The organism is Klebsiella sp. GG_Kp175 (assembly GCF_040062325.1).
GTDB lineage: Bacteria > Pseudomonadota > Gammaproteobacteria > Enterobacterales > Enterobacteriaceae > Klebsiella > Klebsiella quasipneumoniae.
The window spans coordinates 522,248-547,215 of the sequence record NZ_JBEAFX010000004.1 but is presented as its reverse complement, the minus strand read 5'-3'; the positions used below and the strand labels follow the sequence as shown (position 1 = coordinate 547,215).

At 58.9% G+C, this 24,968-nt stretch carries 22 protein-coding genes; 13 read left to right on the top strand and 9 right to left on the bottom strand.

Annotation, left to right across the window (positions count from 1 at the left end; all coding sequences use genetic code 11):
• Positions 1 to 68 precede the first annotated feature (68 nt).
• A complete protein-coding gene (gene uspE / locus ABLU73_RS11385; protein ID WP_004887033.1) occupies positions 69 to 1,019 on the top strand; it encodes a universal stress protein UspE in 951 nt (316 codons plus the stop codon).
• Positions 1,020 to 1,138: 119 nt separating this feature from the next.
• Here uspE and ABLU73_RS11380 read toward each other — a convergent pair whose 3' ends face one another.
• From ABLU73_RS11380 to pntA, 3 genes are all read right to left on the bottom strand, one after another.
• Positions 1,139 to 1,327 carry a YdiH family protein gene (locus ABLU73_RS11380; protein WP_004887037.1) on the bottom strand — a complete coding sequence of 63 codons (189 nt, stop codon included), beginning with the start codon at positions 1,325 to 1,327 and terminating at the stop codon, positions 1,139 to 1,141.
• A 148-nt stretch (positions 1,328 to 1,475) separates the two neighbouring features.
• Positions 1,476 to 2,864, bottom strand: a complete 1,389-nt coding sequence (pntB, locus tag ABLU73_RS11375) for a Re/Si-specific NAD(P)(+) transhydrogenase subunit beta (RefSeq protein ID WP_004887040.1) — start codon at positions 2,862 to 2,864, stop codon at positions 1,476 to 1,478.
• A 10-nt stretch (positions 2,865 to 2,874) separates the two neighbouring features.
• The gene (pntA, locus tag ABLU73_RS11370) at positions 2,875 to 4,404 is read right to left on the bottom strand and encodes a Re/Si-specific NAD(P)(+) transhydrogenase subunit alpha (protein WP_264923489.1); all 1,530 of its coding nucleotides are present in this window, start codon (positions 4,402 to 4,404) and stop codon (positions 2,875 to 2,877) included.
• A 521-nt stretch (positions 4,405 to 4,925) separates the two neighbouring features.
• Here pntA and ydgH point away from each other — a divergent pair.
• The 3 genes from ydgH to folM all read left to right on the top strand — a co-directional run bounded on the left by ydgH (position 4,926) and on the right by folM (position 8,195).
• Complete coding sequence (ydgH, locus tag ABLU73_RS11365; RefSeq protein ID WP_004887044.1) at positions 4,926 to 5,876, top strand: DUF1471 family protein YdgH; 951 nt, start codon at positions 4,926 to 4,928, stop codon at positions 5,874 to 5,876.
• A gap of 177 nt (positions 5,877 to 6,053) precedes the next feature.
• On the top strand, positions 6,054 to 7,436 hold the full coding sequence (locus ABLU73_RS11360; RefSeq protein ID WP_023318146.1) for an amino acid permease: 1,383 nt from the start codon (positions 6,054 to 6,056) through the stop codon (positions 7,434 to 7,436).
• A gap of 36 nt (positions 7,437 to 7,472) precedes the next feature.
• Entirely contained in the window at positions 7,473 to 8,195 is a 723-nt protein-coding gene (folM, locus tag ABLU73_RS11355; RefSeq protein WP_264923490.1) for a dihydromonapterin reductase, read from the top strand.
• On the opposite strand, the gene ABLU73_RS11350 is transcribed toward folM, so the two are convergent.
• A complete protein-coding gene (locus ABLU73_RS11350; RefSeq protein WP_004887053.1) occupies positions 8,192 to 8,527 on the bottom strand; it encodes a GlpM family protein in 336 nt (111 codons plus the stop codon). The genes folM and ABLU73_RS11350 overlap by 4 nt on opposite strands.
• 128 nt (positions 8,528 to 8,655) lie before the next feature.
• Between ABLU73_RS11350 and rstA the strand changes: the two genes are divergently transcribed.
• The 4 genes from rstA (at position 8,656) to tus (ending at position 12,540) form a co-directional block, all read left to right on the top strand.
• Positions 8,656 to 9,372 (top strand): two-component system response regulator RstA, encoded by a 717-nt coding sequence (gene rstA, locus ABLU73_RS11345; protein ID WP_004887056.1) that lies wholly within the window; start codon positions 8,656 to 8,658, stop codon positions 9,370 to 9,372.
• 232 nt (positions 9,373 to 9,604) lie between these two features.
• Positions 9,605 to 9,967, top strand: coding sequence for a hypothetical protein (locus tag ABLU73_RS11340; RefSeq protein ID WP_004887058.1), 363 nt, complete (start codon positions 9,605 to 9,607; stop codon positions 9,965 to 9,967).
• 263 nt (positions 9,968 to 10,230) lie between these two features.
• The gene (gene rstB / locus ABLU73_RS11335; RefSeq protein ID WP_017898701.1) at positions 10,231 to 11,532 is read left to right on the top strand and encodes a two-component system sensor histidine kinase RstB; all 1,302 of its coding nucleotides are present in this window, start codon (positions 10,231 to 10,233) and stop codon (positions 11,530 to 11,532) included.
• 75 nt (positions 11,533 to 11,607) lie between these two features.
• Positions 11,608 to 12,540, top strand: a complete 933-nt coding sequence (gene tus, locus ABLU73_RS11330) for a DNA replication terminus site-binding protein (protein WP_017898702.1) — start codon at positions 11,608 to 11,610, stop codon at positions 12,538 to 12,540.
• On the opposite strand, the gene fumC is transcribed toward tus, so the two are convergent.
• Both fumC and fumA read right to left on the bottom strand, forming a co-directional pair.
• Positions 12,530 to 13,930: a class II fumarate hydratase gene (gene fumC / locus ABLU73_RS11325; protein WP_004887066.1), complete on the bottom strand. Its 1,401-nt coding sequence runs from the start codon at positions 13,928 to 13,930 to the stop codon at positions 12,530 to 12,532. The two genes, tus and fumC, sit on opposite strands and share 11 nt — an antisense overlap.
• 142 nt (positions 13,931 to 14,072) lie before the next feature.
• A complete protein-coding gene (fumA, locus tag ABLU73_RS11320) occupies positions 14,073 to 15,719 on the bottom strand; it encodes a class I fumarate hydratase FumA (protein WP_087832869.1) in 1,647 nt (548 codons plus the stop codon).
• A 200-nt stretch (positions 15,720 to 15,919) separates the two neighbouring features.
• Between fumA and manA the strand changes: the two genes are divergently transcribed.
• Entirely contained in the window at positions 15,920 to 17,098 is a 1,179-nt protein-coding gene (gene manA / locus ABLU73_RS11315; RefSeq protein ID WP_064150126.1) for a mannose-6-phosphate isomerase, read from the top strand.
• Positions 17,099 to 17,184: 86 nt separating this feature from the next.
• Positions 17,185 to 18,744: a YdgA family protein gene (locus tag ABLU73_RS11310; protein ID WP_087832867.1), complete on the top strand. Its 1,560-nt coding sequence runs from the start codon at positions 17,185 to 17,187 to the stop codon at positions 18,742 to 18,744.
• Positions 18,745 to 18,783: 39 nt separating this feature from the next.
• Here the strand turns inward: ABLU73_RS11310 and ABLU73_RS11305 are convergent, their stop codons facing one another.
• Entirely contained in the window at positions 18,784 to 19,812 is a 1,029-nt protein-coding gene (locus ABLU73_RS11305; protein WP_023318138.1) for a Mal regulon transcriptional regulator MalI, read from the bottom strand.
• Positions 19,813 to 19,985: 173 nt separating this feature from the next.
• On the opposite strand from ABLU73_RS11305, the gene malX reads away from it, so the two are divergent.
• Entirely contained in the window at positions 19,986 to 21,578 is a 1,593-nt protein-coding gene (gene malX / locus ABLU73_RS11300; protein WP_023318137.1) for a maltose/glucose-specific PTS transporter subunit IIBC, read from the top strand.
• A 52-nt stretch (positions 21,579 to 21,630) separates the two neighbouring features.
• A complete protein-coding gene (locus ABLU73_RS11295; protein ID WP_087832866.1) occupies positions 21,631 to 22,803 on the top strand; it encodes a MalY/PatB family protein in 1,173 nt (390 codons plus the stop codon).
• Positions 22,804 to 22,816: 13 nt separating this feature from the next.
• On the opposite strand, the gene ABLU73_RS11290 is transcribed toward ABLU73_RS11295, so the two are convergent.
• A complete protein-coding gene (locus tag ABLU73_RS11290; RefSeq protein WP_048294707.1) occupies positions 22,817 to 23,845 on the bottom strand; it encodes a CorA family divalent cation transporter in 1,029 nt (342 codons plus the stop codon).
• Positions 23,846 to 24,153: 308 nt separating this feature from the next.
• Between ABLU73_RS11290 and ydfZ the strand changes: the two genes are divergently transcribed.
• Positions 24,154 to 24,357 (top strand): putative selenium delivery protein YdfZ, encoded by a 204-nt coding sequence (gene ydfZ, locus ABLU73_RS11285; RefSeq protein ID WP_004151566.1) that lies wholly within the window; start codon positions 24,154 to 24,156, stop codon positions 24,355 to 24,357.
• 70 nt (positions 24,358 to 24,427) lie between these two features.
• On the opposite strand, the gene ABLU73_RS11280 is transcribed toward ydfZ, so the two are convergent.
• Entirely contained in the window at positions 24,428 to 24,907 is a 480-nt protein-coding gene (locus ABLU73_RS11280) for a hypothetical protein (protein WP_075201775.1), read from the bottom strand.
• Between the last annotated feature and the right edge of the window lie 61 nt (positions 24,908 to 24,968).

Genomic DNA, 24,968 nt, shown 5'->3' with positions numbered 1-24,968 from the left:
TTTCAATTCATCCATATAGGTTATCTTTTTAATAACTGACGGTAGCTGCAGTTGTAAGGAGACCCTGTATGGCGAAGTATCAGAGCATGCTGGTAGTAATCGATCCTAACCAGGACGACCAGCCGGCACTAAGGCGAGCGGTGTACCTGCACCAACGGATTGGTGGACGCATCAAAGCCTTTTTGCCGATCTATGATTTTTCTTATGAAATGACCACCCTGCTGTCGCCGGATGAACGTACGGCGATGCGTCAGGGCGTCATTGCCCAACGAACGGCCTGGATCCGCGAGCAGGCGAAATTCTATCTTGAATCCGGTGTGCCGATTGACGTGAAGGTGGTGTGGCACAACCGCCCCTTCGAAGCCATTATTCAGGAAGTGATCAGTGAGAAACACGACCTGCTGCTGAAGATGGCCCACCAACACGACAAGCTGGAAGCGGTGATCTTCACCCCGACCGACTGGCATCTGCTGCGTAAGTGCCCTTGCCCGGTCTGGATGGTGAAAGACCAGCCATGGCCAGAAGGCGGTAAAGCGCTGGTCGCCGTCAATCTGGCCAGTGAAGAAAATTATCACAACACCCTCAACGAGAAGCTGGTGCGCGAGACCCTGTCGCTGGCGGAAGAAGTCAACCACACTGAAGTGCACCTTATCGGCGCCTATCCGGTCACCCCGATCAATATCGCGATTGAGCTGCCGGATTTCGATCCCAGCGTCTACAACGACGCCATCCGCGGCCAGCATCTGCTGGCGATGAAAGCCCTGCGGCAGAAGTTTGGCATTGACGAGAAATTCACCCACGTGGAAAAAGGGTTGCCTGAGGAGGTGATCCCGGATCTCGCCGAGCATCTGCAGGCGGGGATCGTGGTGCTGGGTACGGTCGGACGAACCGGCCTCTCCGCGGCGTTCCTTGGCAATACCGCGGAGCAGGTTGTCGACCACCTGCGCTGCGATCTGCTGGTGCTTAAACCAGAGGCCTATCAGACGCCGGTGGAACTGGACGACGACGACGACGATTAATCTTCCCTCCCGGAACGTTCATCATCCCCCGTCTCGCGGGGGATTTTTTTGCCCGCTTTCCCTCAGGCACAAAAAAGGGCCGCTTGCGGCCCCGTCATGGCATGGCGACCCTGAACGACTCAGTGGATACCCAGACGCCAGGCCAGATCGATCTCTTCTTTCAGCTCCAGCGAGGAGAGCGCCATCAGGTCAGCAAACTCCAGTTCCAGCAGTTTAAGTTTTTTCAGATACTGCGCTGGAGTCATGACGGTGGTGTCGCGGCGTAAGAATTCGATGGCCATCTGCGTTGGGGTTAACTCGGTATCCATAATATCCTCTGTCTGATGTAAGAACCGGAACATTATATCACCTTTTACCGCTTATTTTATGAACAATCCCTGGCATCCTTGTGCATATAAAAAAGCCGTCTCACAGGAGACGGCTTATAAACAAACGTTGTAAAACAATAATGTTACATTACAGCGCTTTCAGGATCGCATCGACGCTGGCTTTGGCATCACCGAACAGCATATGGGTGTTCTCTTTAAAGAACAGCGGGTTCTGTACGCCGGCGTAACCGGTGTTCATCGAACGCTTAAAGACCACCACGTTCTGCGCTTTCCACACCTCAAGCACCGGCATGCCGGCGATCGGGCTCTTCGGATCGTCCTGCGCCGCCGGGTTGACGGTATCGTTAGCGCCGATGACCAGCACGGTGTCGGTATCGCTGAAATCATCGTTGATCTCATCCATCTCCAGCACGATGTCGTAAGGCACTTTAGCCTCCGCCAGCAGGACGTTCATATGTCCCGGTAGACGGCCGGCGACCGGGTGAATGCCAAAGCGCACCTTAATGCCGCGCGCCCGCAGCTTCTCGGTAATTTCTGCCACCGGATACTGCGCCTGGGCCACCGCCATACCATAGCCCGGGGTGATGATGACCGAGTGCGAATTTTTCAGCATCTCCGCCGTCTCTTCGGCGCTAATTTCGCGGTGCTCGCCCACTTCTTCATCGCCGCCGCTGGAGGAGCCATCGGTGCCGAAGCCGCCGGCGATCACGCTGATAAAGGAGCGGTTCATCGCCTTACACATAATGTAAGAGAGGATGGCGCCGGAAGAGCCCACCAGCGCGCCGGTGACGATCAGCAGGTCATTGCTCAGCATAAAGCCCGCCGCCGCCGCCGCCCAGCCCGAGTAGGAGTTGAGCATCGAGACCACCACCGGCATGTCCGCGCCGCCGATGGAGGCCACCAGGTGCCAGCCGAAGGCCAGCGCGATCGCGGTCATCACCAGCAGGCACAGGACCTGGGTGCCGGTGCTGTCGGAGCGCACAAAAATCACCATCAGGATGAAGGAAACCACCAGCGCCGCCAGGTTAAGCTTATGGCGATTAGGCAGCATCAGCGGTTTGGAGGAGATCTTGCCGCGCAGTTTACCAAACGCCACTACCGAACCGGTGAAGGTCACCGCGCCGATGAAGATGCCGAGGAACACTTCGGTCAAATGGATATTGACCAGAATCTGCTCCATGCCGGTTTCATGCTGCAGGTAGCTGTTAAACCCTACCAGCACCGCCGCCAGGCCAACGAAGCTGTGCAGGATGGCCACCAGCTCCGGCATCTCGGTCATTTCGACCTTCTTCGCCAGACGAATACCGATTGCCCCACCGATCACCATCGCGAGGATAATCCAGCCGACGTTGCCGGCGTCCGGACCCAGAATAGTGGCGATCAGGGCGATGGCCATCCCGGCGATGCCGAAATAGTTGCCCTGCTGCGAGGTTTCGTGTTTCGACAGACCCGCCAGGCTGAAAATAAACAGGATTGCAGCAACAATGTATGCAGCTGTAACTAATCCACCAGACATGTGCTACCCCTTATCCTTTGCGAAACATTTTCAGCATGCGCTGAGTCACGGTAAAACCACCGAAAATATTAATGCTGGCGATCAGTACCGCGATAAAGCTCAGGAAGCTGACCCAGCCGCCGTGGCCTATCTGCAGCAACGCGCCAACCACGATAATGCCCGAAATGGCGTTCGTCACCGACATCAGCGGCGTATGCAGCGCATGGGAGACATTCCATACCACGTAGTAACCCACCACGCAGGCCAGCGCGAAGACGGTGAAATGGCCGAGGAACTCTTTAGGCGCCACGTTGGCCAGCCAGCCGAAGAGAATAATCGCCAGCGCTATCAGCGCATATTTGCGCCACGGCGACGCCGGTTTCACCTCTTCTTTCGGCGCTTCCACTTTTTTCGCCGCGGCCTGCGGCTGAGCGGAGACCTGAATCGGCGGCGCCGGCCAGGTGATTTCGCCTTCACGCACCACGGTCACACCGCGCACCACCACGTCATCGAAATCGATGACGATATTGCCGTCTTTCTCTTTGCACAGCAGCTTCAGCAGGTTCACCAGGTTGGTGCCGTAGAGCTGGGAGGACTGGGTCGGCAGACGGCCTGGCAGGTCGGTATAACCGATAATTTTCACGCCGTTGGCGGTGGTCACCACTTCGCCCGGCACGGTGTACTCGCAGTTGCCGCCGTTTTGCGAGGCGAGATCGACCACCACGCTGCCCGACTTCATGGCGTCAACCATTTCCCGGGTGATCAGCTTCGGCGCCGGCTTGCCCGGAATTAACGCCGTGGTGACGATAATATCGACCTCTTTCGCCTGGGCGGCGAACAGCGCCATTTCGGCCTGAATAAAGGCCTCGGACATCACCTTGGCATAGCCGTCGCCGCTGCCCGCTTCCTCTTTAAAATCCAGTTCGAGGAATTCGGCGCCCATACTCTGCACCTGCTCCTTCACTTCCGGACGGGTATCGAAGGCGCGAACAATCGCCCCCAGGCTGTTGGCGGCGCCAATCGCCGCCAGACCGGCCACCCCGGCACCGATAACCATCACTTTGGCGGGCGGAACTTTGCCTGCCGCGGTAATCTGCCCGGTAAAGAAACGGCCGAATTCATGGGCCGCTTCAACGATAGCGCGGTACCCGGCGATATTGGCCATTGAGCTGAGCGCATCCAGCGACTGGGCGCGGGAGATACGCGGCACCGAATCCATCGCCATCACGTTGATATTGCGGGCCGCCAGTTTCTCCATCAGCTGCGGGTTTTGCGCCGGCCAGATAAAACTAATCAGCGTGGTTCCTGGATTCAACAGGGCAATTTCATCGTCATTCGGAGCATTGACCTTGAGGATGACATCAGACTGCCACACCTCATCGCCGGTCACGATCTCAGCCCCCGCCTGGGCGAAGGCCTCATCGTCAAAGCTGGCCAGCTTCCCGGCGCCGCTTTCTACCGCGACGCTAAAGCCGAGTTTGAGCAACTGCTCAACGGTCTTCGGCGTGGCGGCGACCCGGGTCTCCAGGGCTAGCCTTTCTTGTGGTACACCAATACGCATAGTTTTCCCTTCCATCGGTTTTTGATGATGGTTTACTTTTCTGACCAACAACGACAGGACGGCAAAATCGTCCTCGCCGTCTTTCGCTGTCTGCAAAATGAAACAGTAACAAACTTTTTATAACCTACTGAAAATAGCGATTGTGATCTACAGCGATAAAACAGAAATTTTGATTTTATTGCTTATTGTCAGCACAGATGGTTCCGGGCAGCAATATTTACCTGTATTTGCCTTTCAGGCCTGATAATCCGCTTATCCAGTGGTATAAAACGCCATTTATCGCCATTGAGATCATTGTATTAACATTACATTAACTAATAAAAGTGGTATCGATTATCGTTTTTGCTGGTCAAGCGGCTGTTTTTTCAACATATCGAAAAATGTTATCTTTCCGTGGTATACGATTCGGGCGGCAAGCAAAAAATGACGCAGACAGTCACAGCGATTAAATGCAATAATCAAACGTTTTCAGTCAACAACAACACCAGTATATGGTTTGCGCAAGGCAAAGGATTATTTTTATGAAGCTTAAAAACACCCTCCTGGCGTCTGCTCTCCTGACAACCGCCACGTTGTCTGCCCACGCAGCGACCGAGTTGACCCCGGAGCAGGCGGCTGCGCTGAAGCCCTACGATCGCGTTGTCGTCACCGGCCGGTTTAATGCCATTGGCGACGCGGTGCAAGCGGTATCGCGCAAAGCTGACAAAGACGGCGCGGCCTCATTCTATGTTGTCGACACGTCGGATTACGGCAATGGCGGCAACTGGCGCGTCACGGCTGACCTCTATAAAGACGACGCGCCGAAAGCGGATGCGCCGAAAAATCGCATCATCAATGGCGTGATGGAGCTGCCGAAAGATCAGGCCGTTGAGCTGATGCCTTACGACACCGTCACCGTCCAGGGCTTCTATCGCAGTCAGCCGGAAGTGAACGACGCCATCACCAAAGCGGCGAAAGCGAAAGGCGCCTATGCGTTCTTCATCGTCCGCCAGGTGGACGCCAACCAGGGCGGCAACCAGCGCATTACCGCCTATATCTACAAAAAAGATGCGGAGAAACGCGTTCTGCAGAGCCCGGACGCTATCCCGGCTGATTCTGAAGCCGGCCGCGCGGCGCTGGCCAAAGGCGGCGAAGCGGCAAAAAACGTCGAAATCCCGGGCGTCGCCACCACCGCGGCGGTTGGCTCCGGCACCGGCGTAGGTCGTTTCTTCGAGACCCAGTCGTCGAAAGGCGGACGTTACACTGTCACGCTGCCGGACGGCACCAAAGTTGAAGAAGTGAACAAAGTGACCGCGGCGCAAATGGTGCCGTTCGATAACATCAAGTTCACCGGCAACTATGGCAACATGACGGAAATCTCTTATCAGACGGCGAAACGCGCGGCGAAGAAAGGGGCGAAGTACTACCACATTACCCGCCAGTGGCAGGAACGCGGCGGCAACATCACCATCAGCGCCGATTTGTACAAATAATCGCTGCTGACTGGCTAAAAAGGCGGCGCATCGCCGCCTTTTCATTTTTTTTCATCCCCCGCCATTGCATGGCCCCCGGACACTCCGTAAAATCCCGCGCCTTAGCGCAATCTTCCATTTTTATGCGATTTCGCAAAATAAATATTCTGGAACAGCCATTTTCACCTCGGGAATGCAATGGAAAAGAAACTGGGCCTGAGCGCCCTGACCGCCCTGGTCCTTAGCTCAATGCTCGGCGCTGGCGTATTCAGTTTGCCGCAAAATATGGCGGCCGTGGCCAGCCCTTCCGCTCTGCTCATCGGCTGGGCGATCACCGGCGTCGGGATCCTGTTCCTCGCCTTCGCGATGCTGCTGTTGACCCGTATTCGCCCCGACCTCGACGGCGGGATCTTCACCTACGCCCGTGAAGGGTTCGGCGAGCTGATCGGCTTCTGTTCCGCGTGGGGCTACTGGCTGTGCGCGGTGATCGCTAATGTCTCCTATCTGGTGATCGTCTTTTCGGCGCTCAGTTTCTTCACCGATACTCCTGAGCTGCGCCTGTTTGGTGATGGCAACACCTGGCAGTCGATCGTCGGCGCTTCAGTTCTGCTGTGGGTAGTCCACTTTCTGGTCCTGCGTGGGGTGCAGACGGCGGCGGGGATTAACCTGGTCGCGACCCTCGCCAAGCTGTTGCCGCTGGGGGCGTTTGTCGCCCTCGCCGCCCTGGCCTTTCAGCTGGATACGTTCCGCCTCGATTTCAGCGGCGTGGCGCTGGGCGTACCGGTGTGGGAGCAGGTTAAAAACACGATGCTGATCACTCTGTGGGTGTTCATCGGCGTCGAAGGCGCGGTGGTGGTCTCCGCCCGCGCGCGTCACAAGCGCGACGTTGGGCGCGCGACGCTGCTCGCGGTGCTTTCGGCCCTCGCGGTGTATCTGCTGGTCACCCTGCTGTCGCTGGGTGTGGTGCCGCGTAGCGAACTGGCCGAAATGCGCAACCCGTCGATGGCGGGACTGATGGTCAGACTGATGGGCTCGTGGGGTGAAATTGTGATTGCCGCCGGGCTTATCGTGTCGGTGTGCGGCGCCTATCTCAGCTGGACCATCATGGCCGCCGAAGTGCCTTACCTCGCGGCCACCCACAAAGCCTTCCCGCGCTTGTTCGCCCGTCAGAACCGCAACAACGCCCCCTCCGCCTCGCTGTGGCTGACCAATATCAGCGTTCAGGCGTCGCTGGTTTTGATCTGGCTGACCGGTTCGGACTACGGCACCCTGCTGACTATTGCGTCAGAGATGATCCTCGTGCCCTATCTGCTGGTCGGCGCCTTTTTGCTGAAAATCGCCACCCGTCCGCTGCATCAAGCGGTGGGTATCGGCGCCTGCATTTATGGCTTATGGTTATTATACGCGTCGGGACCTGTGCATTTGCTGTTGTCAGTGGTACTTTACGCTCCGGGTCTTCTGGTCTTTTTGTACGCGCGGCGTACGCACCAGCACGATCGTTCGCTCAAACGCCGCGAATTGGCGCTAATTGGTTTATTGCTGGTTGCCGCTGTGCCGGCAACGTGGATGCTGGTGGGGTAAGCGGTCGCCCTGCCGCCTAAATCAAAGGAGATACCCATGGCTGAACTACAGCCCCGCCCGGTTCTGATCACAGGAGGAGGCCGCCGCATCGGCCTCGCGCTGGCGCACCATTTTCTGCAGCACCATCAGCCGGTCATCGTCAGCTATCGCACGCCCTATCCGGCGATCGATGACCTGCGCCAGGCAGGCGCTCTCTGTCTGCAGGCCGACTTCAGCAGCGATGACGGCATTCTGACCTTTGCCGAAGCGGTTAAATCGCATACCAGCGGCCTGCGGGCCATCATCCACAACGCCAGCGACTGGATGGCGGAGAAGCCGGGAGTACCGCTCAGCACGGTGATCAACCGCATGATGCAGATCCACGTCCATGCCCCCTATCTGCTCAACCACGCGCTGGAAGAACTCCTGCGCGGCCACGGCCATGCCGCCAGCGACATTATCCATATCACCGATTACGTGGTGGAGCGCGGGAGCGATAAACATATCGCCTACGCCGCCAGCAAGGCCGCGCTGGACAACATGACCCGCTCCTTCGCCCGCAAGCTGGCGCCAGAGATCAAAGTCAACGCTATAGCCCCGTCGCTGATCATGTTCAATGAAGGTGACGACGAGGCCTATCGTCAGCAGGCGCTGGATAAATCGCTGATGAAAATCGCCCCGGGCGAGAAAGAGATCAGCGACCTTATCGACTATCTGTTTACCAGCCGCTACGTGACCGGCCGGTCATACGCCGTCGACGGCGGTCGCCCTCTGCGTTAGTGGAAGCGGCTCCAGCCAACAATCAACAGCCAGGCGCACAGCCCCCAGCACCCCACTGCGCCTGCCAGCGCTAACGGCAGGCGCATGATGCCGGTGAAGTACCACAGCGACAGCAGATAGATAAAATAGGGAACGATCGACCACATGCCGAACACGATAGTGGCGCGCAGGGCTTCAATACCACGCTCGCTGGCAACAATATAGTGGGCGATGAGCGCAAAGGTGGGAAACAGCGGAATAAGCCCGGCGATGGCGTAGTTTTTGGTTTTCGCCAGCACGCCAATCAGCACCACCACCAGCGCGCCCAGCAGCCCTTTGATTAACAGCCCCATGTCCATATGCCTTAACAATGAATCAACAAGTTAGCGCAGCATAGCGGAATTGGCGCTGTTTATAAAACAGGAATGGCGGGTAAAATAGCCGCGGTGTATGTTACTTCTTTTACTGATGTGCAATAGACATGAATAAAATCGTTTTTGTTGAGGATGATCCTGAGGTAGGAGCGCTGATCGCCGCCTATCTCGGCAAGCATGATATGGAGGTGGTGGTCGAGCCTCGCGGCGACCGCGCAGAGGAAGTGATCGCGCGGGAGAAACCGGACCTCGTGCTGCTGGACATTATGCTGCCCGGCAAGGACGGAATGACCCTCTGTCGCGATCTGCGTGGGCAATGGCAAGGGCCGATTGTTCTGCTGACCTCGCTCGACAGCGATATGAACCATATCCTCTCCCTGGAGATGGGTGCCAGCGATTATATCCTGAAGACCACACCGCCGGCGGTGCTGCTGGCGCGACTGCGTCTGCATTTGCGCCAGCATATCGCCCCGGCGGGTACAGGCGCGCCTTCGACGCTGACCCCGCACAAGACCATCTCCTTTGGCTCACTGACCATTGACCCGGTCAACCGCCAGGTGCTGCTCGGCGGAGAAAGCATCGCCCTGTCCACCGCCGATTTCGACCTGCTGTGGGAACTGGCCACCCACGCCGGGCAGATTATGGACCGCGACGCCTTGCTGAAAAATTTACGCGGCGTCACCTACGACGGGATGGATCGCAGCGTTGACGTCGCTATCTCGCGCCTGCGCAAAAAACTGCTCGACAACGCCACCGAACCCTACCGGATTAAGACGGTACGCAACAAAGGCTACCTCTTCGCCCCCCACGCCTGGGATAACTGAGCGGTCAGTCTGCGGCCCTGAAAGGGGCCCGTTTCACCGCCTGTTCCCCGGCGGCAAGCGCATCGCATTTTTTCGCCACCTTCGCGCTGGCTGACCGCCGCCCATTTGTCATATTGAGTAAATCAATATGTTTCGCCGTACAGAAGCCCATCACATAACCCCTCAATATGATTGTGCTCAAGGACTTAGCGTTGTCAGAGTGGCATAAAGCCTGAAAACACAGGACTTTTGCATGATGAAATACGTTGTACTTTTGGCACTTACTCTCTTCACGTCACTCTCTGGCTGGGCTTTTTCTCTCGACAACGCCGATATCCGGCTCCTCTGTCCACAGCGCGGGCAGATTAAGGTGCTTCTTCACCGCTATCAACATACCCAGCAATCCTGGGGAGATCACCATTTCGAAACCGGCGGCGGATACGTGCGCCAGGGGCCGCTGCTGGTGATCCCGTTTGCTAATCTTGATCAGATGATTTACCACCAGACCACCGGCGAATTTGCTTACTGGTATGCCGAAGCAGAACAGCTGGTGCGCTGTCGGCTGCTGAGCCTGGCCACCCTCTATCCGGTGGATATACCCTACTATCGCGAGTAGCGCCCAGCGGCGCGCAGAATACGCTGGCCACAATCCTGGCCTCATGCAGACGTAAGCCCGCAATGAGTGACACTGTCACATTTTTAACGACGTAGCTCCCCCCGGCTGGCTATTGTCAGGGGGCATAAACCCTGCTTTGATAGCGTATCGGTTATGCCCGCGCGGGCTTCGGCTCGCCCCGGTAAATCCGTGACGTTTTCGCCCTGCCCTGCAGATGGTCCGGGGCGCCGGCAGGTTTCTCTTTTTGAATATGCGGTAATGTAATGAAAAAGCTGTTCGTGCAGTTCTATCTTCTGCTCTTCGTCTGCTTTCTGGTGATGACCATGCTGGTGGGCCTGGTCTATAAATTTACCGCTGAACGCGCCGGAAGGCAGTCGCTTGACGATCTGATGAAAAGCTCACTGTATCTGATGCGCAGCGAGCTGCGGGAAATTCCGCCTCGCGACTGGAGCAAGACGCTTAAAGAGCTGGACCTTAATCTGTCGTTCGACCTGCACATCGAGCCGATGAGCAAATTTAAATTGTCGGAAAGCTCGATGCAGCACCTGCGAGCTGGGGATATTGTTGCGCTCGACGACCAGTACACCTTTATCCAGCGCATCCCCCGCAGCCACTATGTGTTATCCGTGGGCCCGGTACCCTATCTCTATTTTCTGCATGAAATGCGCCTGCTGGACGTGGCGCTGATGGCGTTTATCGCTATCTCGCTGGCCTTCCCGGTGTTTATCTGGATGCGTCCGCACTGGCAGGACATGCTGCGCATTGAGACCGCCGCCCAGCGCTTTGGCGAAGGCCACCTCAGCGAGCGTATTCATTTTGACAGCATGTCCAGCTTTGAGCGGCTCGGGGTGGCCTTTAACCAGATGGCCGACAACATTAACGCCCTCATTGCCAGCAAAAAGCAACTGATTGACGGCATCGCCCATGAGCTCAGGACGCCTCTGGTGCGCCTGCGCTACCGTCTGGAGATGAGCGAAAACCTCACCGAGGCGGAATCGCAGGCGCTGAACCGTGATATCGGCCAACTGGAGGCGCTCATTGAAGAGCTCCTGACCTACGCCCGTCTCGACCGCCCGCAGACGGAGCTCAGCCTGACCACCCCCGATTTTCCCGCCTGGATCAGCGACCACGTCGAGGATATCCAGATGGTCAACCCGCAGCGCGAGGTCGGCCTGGCGACGCTGACCCGCGGCAACTATGGCGCGCTGGATATGCGGTTGATGGAGCGGGTGCTGGATAATCTGGTGAATAACGCCCTGCGCTACAGCAGTCAGCGGGTGGCGGTCAGCCTGACCCTGCAGGGTTCCCGCGCGTCGTTGCAGGTCGATGATGACGGCCCGGGCATTGCCCCCGAGGAGCGCGAGCGGGTGTTCGAGCCTTTTGTTCGTCTTGACCCCAGCCGCGATCGGGCGACCGGAGGCTGCGGCCTCGGCCTGGCCATCGTCCACAGTATCGCCCAGGCGATGGGGGGCGAGGTTCGTTGCGAGGCCAGTCCTCTCGGCGGCGCCCGCTTCTGTTTTAGCTGGCCGGTCTATCATCAGTTGCCCGATTTTACCTCTGCCTGAATAAAAGTTGCGCAGCGGCCGCGGGCTGGGTATGCTGTAAAAATCGAATAGTATGTTGTAACTAAGGTGAATGCGATGGCCAGCTACGACCTCGTTGAACGTCTGAATGATACCTTTCGCCAGATCGAGCTGGAGCTGCAGGCGCTGCGCCAGGCGTTAACGACCTGTCGACTGCTGGCGGGCCGGGTGTTTGAGCTGCCGGCAATCAGTAAAGATGCCGAGCATGACCCGCTGGCGAACATTACTGTCGTCCAGCACACCGGGGAGGCGGCGCTGGATCTCGCCCTGCGACACTATGGCCATCTGTTTATCCAGCAGCAATCGGAAACCCGCAGCAGCAAAGCCGCCGTCCGCCTGCCGGGTGCTATCTGCCTGCAGGTCACCGCCGCGGAACAGCAGGCGCTGCTGGCGCGCATTCAGCAGATCAACACCCTTAAGGCCACCTTCGAGAAAATCGTCACCGTCGACTCTGGCCTGCCCCCCACCGCCCGCTTTGAGTGGGTGCATCGCCATTTGCCTGGATTAATTACCCTCAGCGCCTATCGCACGCTAACGCCCCTTCTCGACCCGAGCACTATCCGCTTCGGTTGGGCCAATAAGCACGTGATCAAAAACCTGACCCGCGACCAGGTGTTGATGATGCTGGAGAAAAGCCTGCAATCGCCGCGGGCGGTGCCGCCCTGGACCCGCGAGCAGTGGCAGAGCAAACTGGAGAGGGAGTATCAGGATATCGCCGCCCTGCCGCAGCGGGCGCGGCTGAAAATTAAACGGCCGGTGAAAGTACAGCCGATTGCCCGCGTCTGGTATGCCAGCGAGCAGAAACAGGTGCAGTACGCCTGCCCCAGCCCGCTGATCGCCCTGATATCCGGCAGCCAGGGGGTCAGCGTGCCGGATATTGGCGAATTGCTCAACTACGATGCCGACAACGTGCAATACCGCTACAAACCGGAGGCGCAGTCGCTGAGATTACTGATCCCTCGCCTGCACCTCTGGCTGGCTAGCGAGTAGCCAGGCTGCCGACCATCAGCTCCGGGCGCACCCAGCTGTCGAATTCGGCTTCCGTCAGGTAGCCCAGCGCCAGCGCCGAGGCCTTCAGGGTCAGCCCCTCATGGTGCGCTTTTTTGGCGATCTCCGCCGCTTTATCATAGCCGATATGGGTATTCAGCGCGGTCACCAGCATCAGCGACTCGTTGAGCAGCTGGTTGATCCGCTCGCGATTCGGCTCAATCCCCACCGCACAGTGCTCGTTAAAGCTCGCCATGCCGTCCGCCAGCAGACGCACCGACTGCAGGAAGTTGTGAATGACCATCGGCCGATAGACGTTGAGCTCGAAGTTACCCGAGGCGCCGCCGATATTCACTGCCACGTCGTTACCCATCACCTGGCAGCAGACCATGGTCAGGGCTTCGCACTGCGTCGGGTTGACCTTGCCGGGCATAATCGATGACCCGGGCTCGTTTTCCGGGATGGCGATTTCCCCAATCCCGCAGCGCGGCCCGGAGGCCAGCCAGCGGACATCGTTAGCGATTTTCATCAGCGAGGCCGCCAGACCTTTCAGCGCGCCGTGGGCATGGACCAGGGCATCGACGGTGGCCAGCGCTTCGAATTTGTTCGGCGCGGTGACAAACGGCTGTCCGCTGAGCGAGGCCAGTTCGGCCGCCACCCGCACGGCATATTCCGGATGGGTATTCAGCCCGGTCCCCACCGCCGTCCCGCCCAGCGCCAGCTCGGCGAGATGCGGCTGGCTGGCGTCAAGATGCTTCAGGTTGTGGTCCAGCATCGCCACCCAGCCGGAGATTTCCTGGCCTAAGGTGAGCGGCGTGGCGTCCTGCAGATGGGTGCGACCGATCTTAACGATATCCCTGAAGGCCACCGCTTTTTCGTTGAGCGTGGCCCGCAGCGCCTGCAGCGGCGGGAGCAATTTTTCCCGCAGGGCAATCAGCGCCGCGACGTGCATGGCGGTGGGGAACACATCATTCGAGCTTTGGCTTTTATTGACATCGTCATTGGGATGGATTTTTCGCGCCATCCCCCGCTCACCGCCGAGCAGTTCACTGGCGCGGTTGGCCAGCACCTCGTTCATATTCATATTGCTCTGGGTGCCGGAACCGGTCTGCCAGATAGCCAGCGGAAACTCCTGGGGGTGTTTTCCGGCCAGCACTTCGTCAGCGGCGGCGACGATCGCCCCGGCTTTCTCCGGCGTCAGCAGGCCAAGATCCTGATTGACCTTCGCCGCCGCCCGCTTGGTCAGAGCGAGGGCGTATATCAGTTCCCCGGGCATTTTTTCGGTCGAGATGCGGAAATGCTCCAGAGAACGCTGGGTCTGGGCGCCCCAGAGTTTATCGGCCGGGACGTCGATGGCGCCCATCGAGTCTTTTTCACTGCGATGCGTTGTCATTACTTTCTCCTTGGATGAAAAGTGCGTCATAGCGACAAAGCTCATCTGCTTAAAAGAGTAAGTATTGGCCAGATTGAAAAGTTGTTTTGGTGGTTCGTGCCGCGAAGCGGCATAAAAAAACCGCCCCGAAGGGCGGCCAGGTTTACTTCACGCAGCGGGCGCACTGCGATGTCTGGATCTGCTGGAAGAAGTCGTTGCCTTTATCATCGACGAGAATAAACGCCGGGAAGTCTTCCACGTCGATTTTCCAGATAGCCTCCATCCCCAGTTCCGGATACGCCACGCACTCAAGGCTGCGGATGCTCTGCTGAGCCAGTACCGCCGCCGGGCCGCCGATGCTGCCGAGGTAGAAGCCGCCGTGCTTGTGGCAGGCGTCGGTGACCTGCTGGCTGCGGTTGCCTTTCGCCAGCATGATCTTGCTCGCGCCGTGCGACTGCAGCAGATCGACGTATGAGTCCATGCGCCCTGCGGTAGTCGGGCCGAGGGAGCCGGAGGCGTAACCATCCGGCGTCTTGGCCGGGCCGGCGTAGTAGATCGGGTGATCTTTCACGTACTGCGGCAGGGCTTCGCCATTATCAATAAGCTCTTTCAGCTTGGCGTGGGCGATATCGCGGGCCACGATAATAGTGCCGCTCAGCGACAGACGCGTGGACACCGGGTACTGCGACAGCAGCGCCAGGATCTCGCTCATCGGCTGGTTAAGATTCACTTTCACCGCTTCGCCTTCCCCGGCCTGGCGCAGATGCTCAGGGATATATTTCCCCGGATTGCTCTCCAGCTTCTCAATCCAGATGCCGTCGCGGTTGATTTTGGCTTTGATGTTGCGGTCGGCGGAACAGGAGACGCCCATCCCTACCGGACAGGAAGCGCCGTGACGCGGCAGACGGATCACGCGGATATCGTGGGCGAAATATTTGCCGCCGAACTGCGCGCCGAGGCCGAGGTTCTGCGCTTCTACCAGCAGCTCCTGCTCCAGCTGAATGTCGCGGAAAGCCTGCCCATGTTCGTTACCTTCGGTCGGCAGGCCATCGTAGTATTTGGTGGAGGCCAGCTTGACGGTTTTCAGCGTCGCTTCCGCCGAAGTCCCGCCGATGACAAAGGCGATATGGTACGGCGGACAAGCGGCGGTCCCCAGGGTGCGCATCTTCTCGACCAGATAGTTTTTCAGCTTCGCCGGGGTGATCAGCGCTTTGGTTTCCTGGTACAGATAGGTTTTGTTAGCCGAGCCGCCGCCCTTGGCGATGCAGAGGAATTTATACTCATCGCCATCGGTAGCATAGAGGTCAATCTGCGCCGGCAGGTTGGTGCCGGTGTTGACCTCTTTATACATATCCAGCGGGGCGTTCTGCGAATAGCGCAGGTTGTCCTGGATATAGGTGTTGTACACCCCCTGCGCCAGGGCGGCCTCATCGCCGCCGCCGGTCCAGACGCGCTGGCCTTTTTTACCCATGATGATCGCGGTGCCGGTGTCCTGACAGGTGGGCAGAATGCCTTTGGCGGCGATATCGGAGTTGCGCAGGAACTGCAGGGCGACGTATTTGTCGTTTTCGCTGGCTTCCGGGTCGTTCAGGATATCCGCCACCTGCTGCTGATGCGCCGGGCGAAGCATAAAGGAGGCGTCGTGGAAGGCATGCTGCGCCAGAAGGGTCAGCGCCTGAGGGTCAACTTTTAGCACTTCCTGGCCGGCAAATTCGGCGACGGAGACGTAATCACTGCTGAGGAGATAATACTCGGTGTCATCCTTTTTGAGGGGAAAAGGATCCTGGTAAACAAACGGTTTATTCGACATTGTACTCTCACTTACTGCTTTGGCTGATTATGTTTCAGGCAGGGACTCCATGTGCCTGTAGAAAAGCGAGTCGATCAATCTTACACAATTTTTTAACAAAAACTGAGACAGGGACGACTTTTTCTTTCAGCAGTTGCTTCTCCAGCGTTTGCTGGTTTAATAGGGCGATAATTTTACTTTGATTGATACAGGGAATGAGAATGCAAAAGCTGATCAACGCCGTACAGAACTATGCCTGGGGAAGCCATACCGCCTTAACTGAACTGTATGGCATCGCCAACCCGGACAACCAGCCGATGGCAGAGCTGTGGATGGGGGCGCATCCGAAGAGCAGCTCGCAGGTCCTGACGGCCGATGGCCAGCCGCGTTCGCTGCGCGAGGTGATTGACGCGGATAAAGCCGCCCTGCTCGGCGACAAAGTGGCGCAACGCTTCGGTGAGCTGCCGTTCCTGTTTAAAGTGCTGTGCGCCGCGCAGCCTCTCTCCATTCAGGTCCATCCTAACAAGCAGGCCTCCGAAGAGGGTTTCGCCCGCGAGAACGCCGCCGGCATCCCCCTCTCCGCCGCCGAACGTAACTACAAAGATCCGAACCACAAGCCGGAGCTGGTTTTCGCCCTGACCCCGTTCCTGGCGATGAACGCGTTTCGCGAGTTCAGCGAAATTGTCAGCCTGCTGCAGCCGGTGGCCAACGCACACCCGGCGATCGGCGCCTTCCTGCAGCAGCCGGACGCGACTCGCCTGAGCCAGCTGTTTGCCAGCCTGCTGAATATGCAGGGCGAGGAAAAAGCCCAGGCGCTGCAGGCGCTGCGCGAGGTGCTGGACCGTGAGCAGGGCGAACCGTGGCAGACCATCCGCCTGATCGCGGAATTCTATCCCGACGACAGCGGCCTCTTCTCCCCACTGCTGCTGAACGTGGTGAAGCTGAATCCTGGCGAAGCGATGTTCCTGTTTGCCGAAACGCCGCACGCTTATCTGCAAGGGGTAGCGCTGGAGGTGATGGCCAACTCGGATAACGTGCTCCGCGCCGGCCTGACGCCGAAGTACATTGATATCCCTGAGCTGGTGGCCAACGTCAAGTTCGAGGCTAAACCGGCGGGTGAGCTGCTGACCCAGCCGCAGCGCCACGGCGCGGAACTGGACTTCCCGATCCCGGTGGAAGATTTTGCCTTCTCGCTGCACGATCTCTCCACCGAGGCCAGCGATCTGGCCCAGGCGAGCGCGGCGATCGTTTTCTGCGTCGACGGCGAAGCCGTGCTGCGCAAAGGCGACCAGAGCCTGACCCTCAAGCCGGGCGAATCGGCCTTTGTGGCCGCCAATGAATCGCCGGTGCAGGTCAGCGGCCATGGCCGCGTGGCGCGCGTGTTCAATAAGCTCCAGTAAACGACTGACCTTTCAGGTCGCGCTTACTGATTATGACAACTCAGCCAGGCGGTCTCTCCGCCTGGCTTCATTTATGGACAAATGCTATGAAAAAATCGCTGGTCGCAGCAGGAATCATCGTGGCGCTGGGCGTGGTATGGACAGGCGGCGCCTGGTACACCGGTAAACAGCTGGAAGGCCGAATTGCCGATATGGTGCAGCAGGCTAACGCACAGCTACGCAGCAGCGCGCCGGAGTCAGGTCTGGAGCTGAGCTATCAGGACTACCAGCGCGGGCTGTTCAGCAGCCATCTGCAGCTGGTGGTGAAGCCCATCGCCGGTCAGGCTAACGGCTGGCTGGCCGCCGGACAGAGCGTGGTGCTTGACGAGGTGGTCGATCACGGCCCCTTCCCGCTGGCCTCGTTAAAAACCTTTAATCTGGCTCCGGCGATGGCTTCGGTCCACACCACGCTGGTGAAAAACGACGCCAGCCAGGCGCTGTTCGAGATAGCCAAAGGCACTACCCCCTTCACCGTAGATACGCGCATCGCCTACAGCGGCGACAGCCAGTCGGCGATCGTTCTCAATGCCCTCGACTACGCCAAAGGGGATGAGAAAGTCACCTTCAGCGGCGGCCAGTTCCAGCTCGACGCCGATCGCGACGGCAAAAACATCAGCCTGAAGGGCCAGGCCGGCAGCGGTCAGATCGATGCCCTCAACGAATATAACCAGAAGGTGCAACTGCGCTTCGTCAACCTGACCACCGACGGCGCCACCGAGCTGGCCAGCTTCAACGAGCGTATCGGCCAGCAAAAAATGACCCTCGATAAACTGGCCATCAGCGTCGAAGGCAAAGAGCTGGCGCTGGTTGACGGCATGGCGCTGGACGGCGGCTCGACGCTGACCAAGGACGGCAAAGCCGTGAACAGCCAGGTGAACTATACCGTCAACAGCCTTAAGCTGCAGGGTCAGGATATGGGCAGCGGCAAACTGACGCTGAAAGTGGATAACGTCGACGGTCAGGCGTGGCACCAGTTCAGCCAGCAGTACAGCGCGCAGTCTCAGGCGCTGCTGGCGAAGCCAGAGCTGGCGCAGAACCCGGAGCTGTACCAGCAGGCGCTTACCGAAACCCTGTTCAATGCGCTGCCGATCCTGCTTAAGGGCAATCCGTCGGTGACCATCTCCCCGCTGAGCTGGCGCAATGCCAAAGGCGAAAGCACCCTCAACCTCTCGGTTCTGCTGAAAGATCCGGCCCAGGTGACCGCTCCGCCGCAGACGCTGGCGGACAGCCTGGATCGCGTGGTGCAGTCCCTTGACGGCAAAGTGGTGATCCCGGTGGATATGGCGACGGAGTTTATGACTAAGATCGCCGGTCTGGAAGGCTACCAGCCAGCCGACGCCGCCAAACTCGCCGATCAGCAGGTCAAAGGCCTGGCGGCGATGGGCCAGATGTTCCGCATCACCACCATGGAAGATAATGCCATCAGCAGCAGCCTGCAGTACGCGAACGGCCAGGTGACGCTGAACGGCCAGAAAATGCCGCTGGAGGATTTTGCCGCGATGTTTGGTCTGGAAGCGCCTTCGCTACCGGACGGCGCGCCGCAGGACGGCCAGCCGCAGCAGGATGACGCCGCGCCTCAGCAGGACGACGCCGCCCCGCAGCCGTAACGTATCGGCTCAGGAGACGGCCACCGCGCGCCGTCTCCGTCATTTTCTCGTCACCAGCCGCGGGGGCATGATCTGGTTTCGCGTCTCGCCCGCGCCCTCCTCCAGCCGCCGCAGCATCGACTCCGCCAGCGTTTTGCCCATCTCGCGCGCCGGGGTGGTGACCCAGGTGAGCGGCAGGTCGTCAAGCGCGGCCTCGGGCACATCGGCGAACGCCGCCAGCGCCACCCGCTGCTCGAAGTAGCTGTCGACGCCATCTTCCCCGCTCTGCCTTCCAGCCCGCAGCAGTCCGAACCACGCGCCGGTCGCCACTACGTTGTTGTAGCACACCACCGCGGTGATGGTCGGATTTTGCCCCAGCAGCGCGGTCATCGCCTCCGCCGCCTGCTTCTGGCTCGACTCGCACTCCAGCACCCATTCGCTGTGAAACGGCAGACCGTATTTCAGCAAGGTGGCGCAATAGCCGCCGACCCGCTCGGCGCGCGTTAGCGACGAGCTCTGGCCGCCAAGCCAGGCGATCCGCTGATGGCCGCGGCGGATCAGATGCTCGGTCACCAGCTGCGCCGCCTGCATGTTGTCCGGGCGGATCAGGTCGACATCGTCGAGATAGCTGGCGCGGGAAGCGAACACCAGCGGCACCCCCGCCTCCGCCGCCCGCTCGCGCAGCTCGCTGCCGCGGTCGATGGCCCCGGCGATGATCACCCCGTCCACCCCCTGCGCCGCCAGCGTATCAAACCGCTGAGCCATCTTCTCGCCGCTGCGTCCCCCCTGGGTGAGAAACACCATTTTCCCCTGCCTCTCCAGGGCATCGGTGAGGCCGGCGGTTAACTCGGCATAGAACGGTTTAGAGAGATCGCTGACGATAAGGCCAATCACCCCGCTCTGTCCGCCGCGCAGCGAGGCGGCCTGACGGTTGCGCACAAATCCCAGCTGCTCAATGGCCTGATTAACCCGCTCGCCGGTGGCGCTGGAGATGCGCCCTTTGCCGCTCAGCACCAGCGAAACGGTGCTCACGGAGACGCCGGCGGCCAGTGCCACATCATTGATGGTGATCTTTTTTGCGATTGCCATAACCTGCTGGCTGACTCCCTTGCCTGTCGATAAAACGTTTTATCATTGTGCGATCTTTATAAACCTTATTATCGCTTGAATATGTGATTTTTATCGCACTAAAAAGTGGTAAAACGTTTTATCTTGCCGTGGCGTTAGTTCTTCCCGACCACTTGAGAATCAGGAACCGTGCTATGACGGCGAAAACCGCACCAAAAATCACCTTGTGGGAATTTTTCCAGCAGCTGGGAAAAACCTTTATGCTGCCCGTGGCGTTGCTCTCGTTTTGCGGGATCATGCTGGGGATCGGCAGCTCGTTAAGCAGTCACGATGTTTTGACCCTGCTGCCGTGGCTGGATATGCCGCTGCTGCAGGCTATCTTTATCTGGATGAGCAAAGTCGGCTCCTTTGCCTTCAGCTTCCTGCCGGTGATGTTCTGTATCGCCATCCCGTTGGGGCTGGCGCGGGAGAACAAAGGCGTCGCCGCCTTCGCCGGTTTTGTCGGCTACGCAGTCATGAACCTGGCGGTCAACTTCTGGCTGACGGCGAAAGGCATTCTGCCCACCACCGACGCCGCGATCCTTAAGGCCAACAATATCCAGAACATCATCGGTATTCCATCGATCGATACCGGGATCCTCGGGGCGGTTATCGCCGGGATTATCGTCTGGCTGCTACATGAGCGCTTTCACAACATTCGCCTGCCGGACGCCCTGGCCTTCTTCGGCGGCACTCGCTTCGTGCCGATCGTCACCACCGTGGTGCTGGGTCTGGTCGGTCTGGCGATCCCGCTGGTGTGGCCGGTCTTCGCCATGGGGATCAACGCCCTCGGGAAGATGATCAACAGCGCCGGCGATTTTGGGCCGATGATCTTCGGCACCGGCGAGCGACTGCTGCTGCCGTTTGGCCTGCACCACATCCTGGTGGCGCTGATCCGCTTCACGGAAGCCGGCGGCACCCTCGACGTCTGCGGCCACAGCGTCAGCGGCGCGCTGACCATCTTCCAGGCGCAGCTGAGCTGCCCGACCACCCACGGCTTCGCCGAAAGCGCCACCCGCTTCCTGTCGCAGGGTAAGATGCCAGCCTTCCTCGGCGGTCTGCCGGGCGCCGCGCTGGCGATGTACCACTGCGCCCGTCCGGAAAATCGGCATAAAATTAAAGGCCTGCTGATCTCCGGGGTGATCGCCTGCGTGGTGGGCGGCACCACCGAGCCGCTGGAGTTCCTGTTCCTGTTCGTGGCGCCGGTCCTGTATGTCATCCACGCCCTGCTGACCGGTCTCGGCTTTACCATCATGGCGGTGCTCGGCGTCACCATCGGCAACACCGACGGCAATATCATCGACTTCGTGGTGTTTGGCATCCTGCATGGTCTGGCGACCAAGTGGTATCTGGTACCGGTGGTGGCGGCAATCTGGTTTGCAGCCTACTATGCCATCTTCCGCTTCGCCATCACCCGCTTCAATCTGAAAACGCCGGGCCGCGATATCGACACCGCCGCCAGCGTGGAGAAAGCGGTCGCTGGCACCATTGGTAAATCCGGGTATAACGTGCCGGCGATTCTGGCGGCCCTCGGCGGCGCCGACAACATTGTCTCGCTGGATAACTGCATTACCCGTCTGCGTCTGTCGGTACACGATATGAGCAAAGTGGACGCTGCCGCGCTGAAAGCCCACCGCGCCATCGGGGTGGTTCAGCTCAACCAGCATAATCTGCAGGTGGTGATTGGCCCGCAGGTGCAGTCGGTAAAAGATGAAATGGCCACGCTGATGAATACCGTTCAGGCCTGATCCCACCGGTCCCCTTCCGGCACGGAAGGGGACCCTCGCTAAGGAAGTTCCGATGTTTGATTTTTCCATACCCATCGACCGCCACGGCACCTGGTGCACGCAGTGGGACTATGTCGCCGACCGCTTTGGCGTCCCCGACCTGCTGCCGTTCACCATCTCCGATATGGATTTCGCCACCGCGCCCTGCATTCTCGACGCCGTCAGCCGGCGGCTGGCCCACGGCGTGTTGGGCTACAGCCGCTGGCAGAACGAGGCGTTTCTCGGGGCGATTGCCCACTGGTACGCCAGCCGCTTTCACAGCGTCATCGATCCGCAAACGGTGGTTTACGGACCGTCGGTTATTTATATGGTGGCGGAAACCATCCGCCAGTGGTCGCAAGAAGGCGACGGCGTCGTCGTCCATACTCCCGCCTACGATGCGTTCTATAACACTATCACCGCTAACCGCCGACAGATCGCCCCGGTGCCACTGACCCTGACGGACAATCACTGGCACTGCGATATGGCGCGCCTGGAAGCGGCGCTGGCGGAGCCGAAGAATACCCTGCTGCTGCTCTGCAGCCCGCACAACCCAACGGGCAAAGTCTGGCGCCGCGAGGAGCTCCAGACCATGGCGGCGCTGTGCCAAAAGCATGGCGTCAGGGTGATTAGCGACGAAATTCATATGGACATGACCTGGGGCGACCACCGTCATATCCCGTGGAGCGAGGTGGCTCAGGGGCCGTGGGCGCTGTTCACCTCCGGATCAAAGAGCTTCAATATTCCGGCCTTTACCGGGGCCTATGGCTTTATCCCTGAGGCAAACTGCCGCGACAGCTATCTGCAGGCGCTGAAAGCGCGCGATGGACTCTCGTCGCCCTCGGTGCCGGCGCTGCTGGCTCATATCGCCGCATACCGCGATGGGGCACCCTGGCTCGACGCCCTGCGCGACTACCTGCAGGAGAACCTGCGCTTTGTGGCTGATACGCTCAATCGCGCCTTTCCTGCGCTACGCTGGCAGCCGCCGGAGGCCACCTACCTGGCGTGGATCGACCTGCGCCCCCTCAACATTGACGACCGCGCACTGCAGCAGGCGCTGATCGCCGGGCAGAAGGTGGCGATTATGCCGGGATATACCTATGGTCCCGAAGGCAATGGCTTTCTGCGCCTCAACGTCGGCTGTCCACGCGAGAAGCTGGAGCGCGGTGTCGCAGGGCTGATAGCCGCCCTGCGCAGCCTCAGTTGACGCGCGGCACTGACTACAGATCGTCACGCCGGCGGAACGCCAGGTAGCCGGCGCCGAGGGTAAAGATGCCGACAATCACCACCAGCAGGATAAACCCGTGGTGATTGCTCGCCAGCGGGATCCCGCCGACGTTCATGCCGAAGAAACCGGCCACAATGTTAATCGGTAGCGCGAGGACCGTGATCACCGTCAGGGTGTAGAGGGTGCGGTTGCTCTGCTCCAGCTGGCGGGCGCCGATCTCCTCCTGCAGCAGGCTGATGCGCTCGATCAGGCCGGACAGGTCATTAAGCACCACGCTAAACTCTTCGGTGAACTGACGAAATGCCTGCACCACCGCGCGATCCATCCACGCTGGCGGCCGGTTAAGCAGCCGGAACATTGCCGCCGGTTCCGGCGCCAGCAGCCGTTGAAAACGCAGCAGCATCCGCCGCAGCCGCGCCAGATCGGCCCGATTACGCTGCACGTGATTGCTCAGGAGCCGCTCTTCAATCAGGTCGACGTGGCGGCTGGCCTGGCGCACCACCTGCTCCAGCACCTCCTCCTGCTCCTCCAGCAAAAAGGCCAGCAGTTCAGCGGAGGTATGCACCTTAAGCGTATGCAGACGCGGCAGCATCCATTCGATAAACCGCAATGGTTTGAAACGCGCTGTCACCACCAGCTTCGGGCTACAGTAGAGCCACAGCGTGGCGGTTTCCGCGCTGGTGTCTTGCGGACGAAACAGCACGTCGTTAAGCACGGCGAACAGATTCTCCCCTTGCCGTTCAATACGGGTGGTATGCGAGCCGCTGCGGATCTCCTCAAAGAAAAAGTCCGCCACGGGAAAGTGACTGATTAGCCATTTTTCGGCGGTGGCGTGATTGAGATTAAGATGCAGCCAGATAAAGGCCTTATCGTCAGCCAGCGCCTGATAGCTGGCGCATACCTCACCCGAGGCAATAGGCTGTGGAGGGTGATCTTCATGAAACAGATAGCCATACACCAGGCCGGACACTTCCATATCAAAATCGGGTTTTAACATCTTCGCGGTGACGTCTTGACTCATGGCTCCCTCAGGACAGGCACTGGCACCGTTGATGCCCAGATAGCGCCATATTTCGCTATTTTTCGCGGACTGGCAAGGTTAATAATCCTGCCGCAAAACCGTCATCTGACGGACATATTTCGGGCAGCATGCCTGAGTCATACCCGGCGTGCTGACCAAGCGCGTCGCGCGACGATCTGGCCTTCTCGCTGTGTTTTTATCGTCACTATTAAAATAATTTTGATATTCCTCAAAACTTTTTTAGGCGGGAAGCGGTATTAATTTGGCCGCTTAATCATTGCTTACCCTGGTTTATTGAGGAGGAGACCATGAAAACCTATGACCGTAATCGTAACGCTATTGCTACCGGCAGTATGGTCATGATCGCTGGTAACGGTACGACGGGCGTGATTAAAGCGATCCATGGCGAGGGGAAAACCGCCGAGCAGCTGCGTCGGGCGGACTGCGTGGAAATCGACGGCTGCGAGGGACGCTTCTGCCCGTTAGATCTGATCCGTCTCGGTTTCCATTAATCCCTGCCGTCAAGGCACCATGAGCAGGCCACCCAGCGTGGCCTCTTCTTTTTCAGGCTGATCCAGGCGCTTAGCGAAAGCTCCACTGAATACTCATCACGAAGATCGCCGGTATAATAATCCCGCCCTCGACGCCGAAGTAATCGGTAAAGTTGTATTGCAGACCATGATAAATATAGGGCGAAAAACCGACGCCGGTGATTTTTTTGGCGGTGCGGTAGGTGCCTGAGTCGCCGCAGTGGCTGAAAGCGTCAAAGAAAAATTCCCCGGTATAGGCATACACGCCTTTCAGCAGCCAGCCGGTGTCGTTTTTCAGCCAGTCGCGGCGCACGCCGAGGGTCAGACAGCGATCGTCGAAGCTGTTTTTCATGGTGCCGACCAGCGCGCTGTATTTTGAATCCGCTGAAAACTTGCGCTCCACCGAGAAAAAGTTGTTGTTGAAATGCTCGTTATATTGTCCGTGGTTACCGGTCATGTGATAAACATAGGAGCCGGTATTCATCGAATAAAGATTGAATTCCCCGGCCTGCGCCGACGGCATGGCAACCAACAATAGCCCGGATAACAAAATCCATAATTTATTTAACATTCAGTAACCTACGCCACACCTG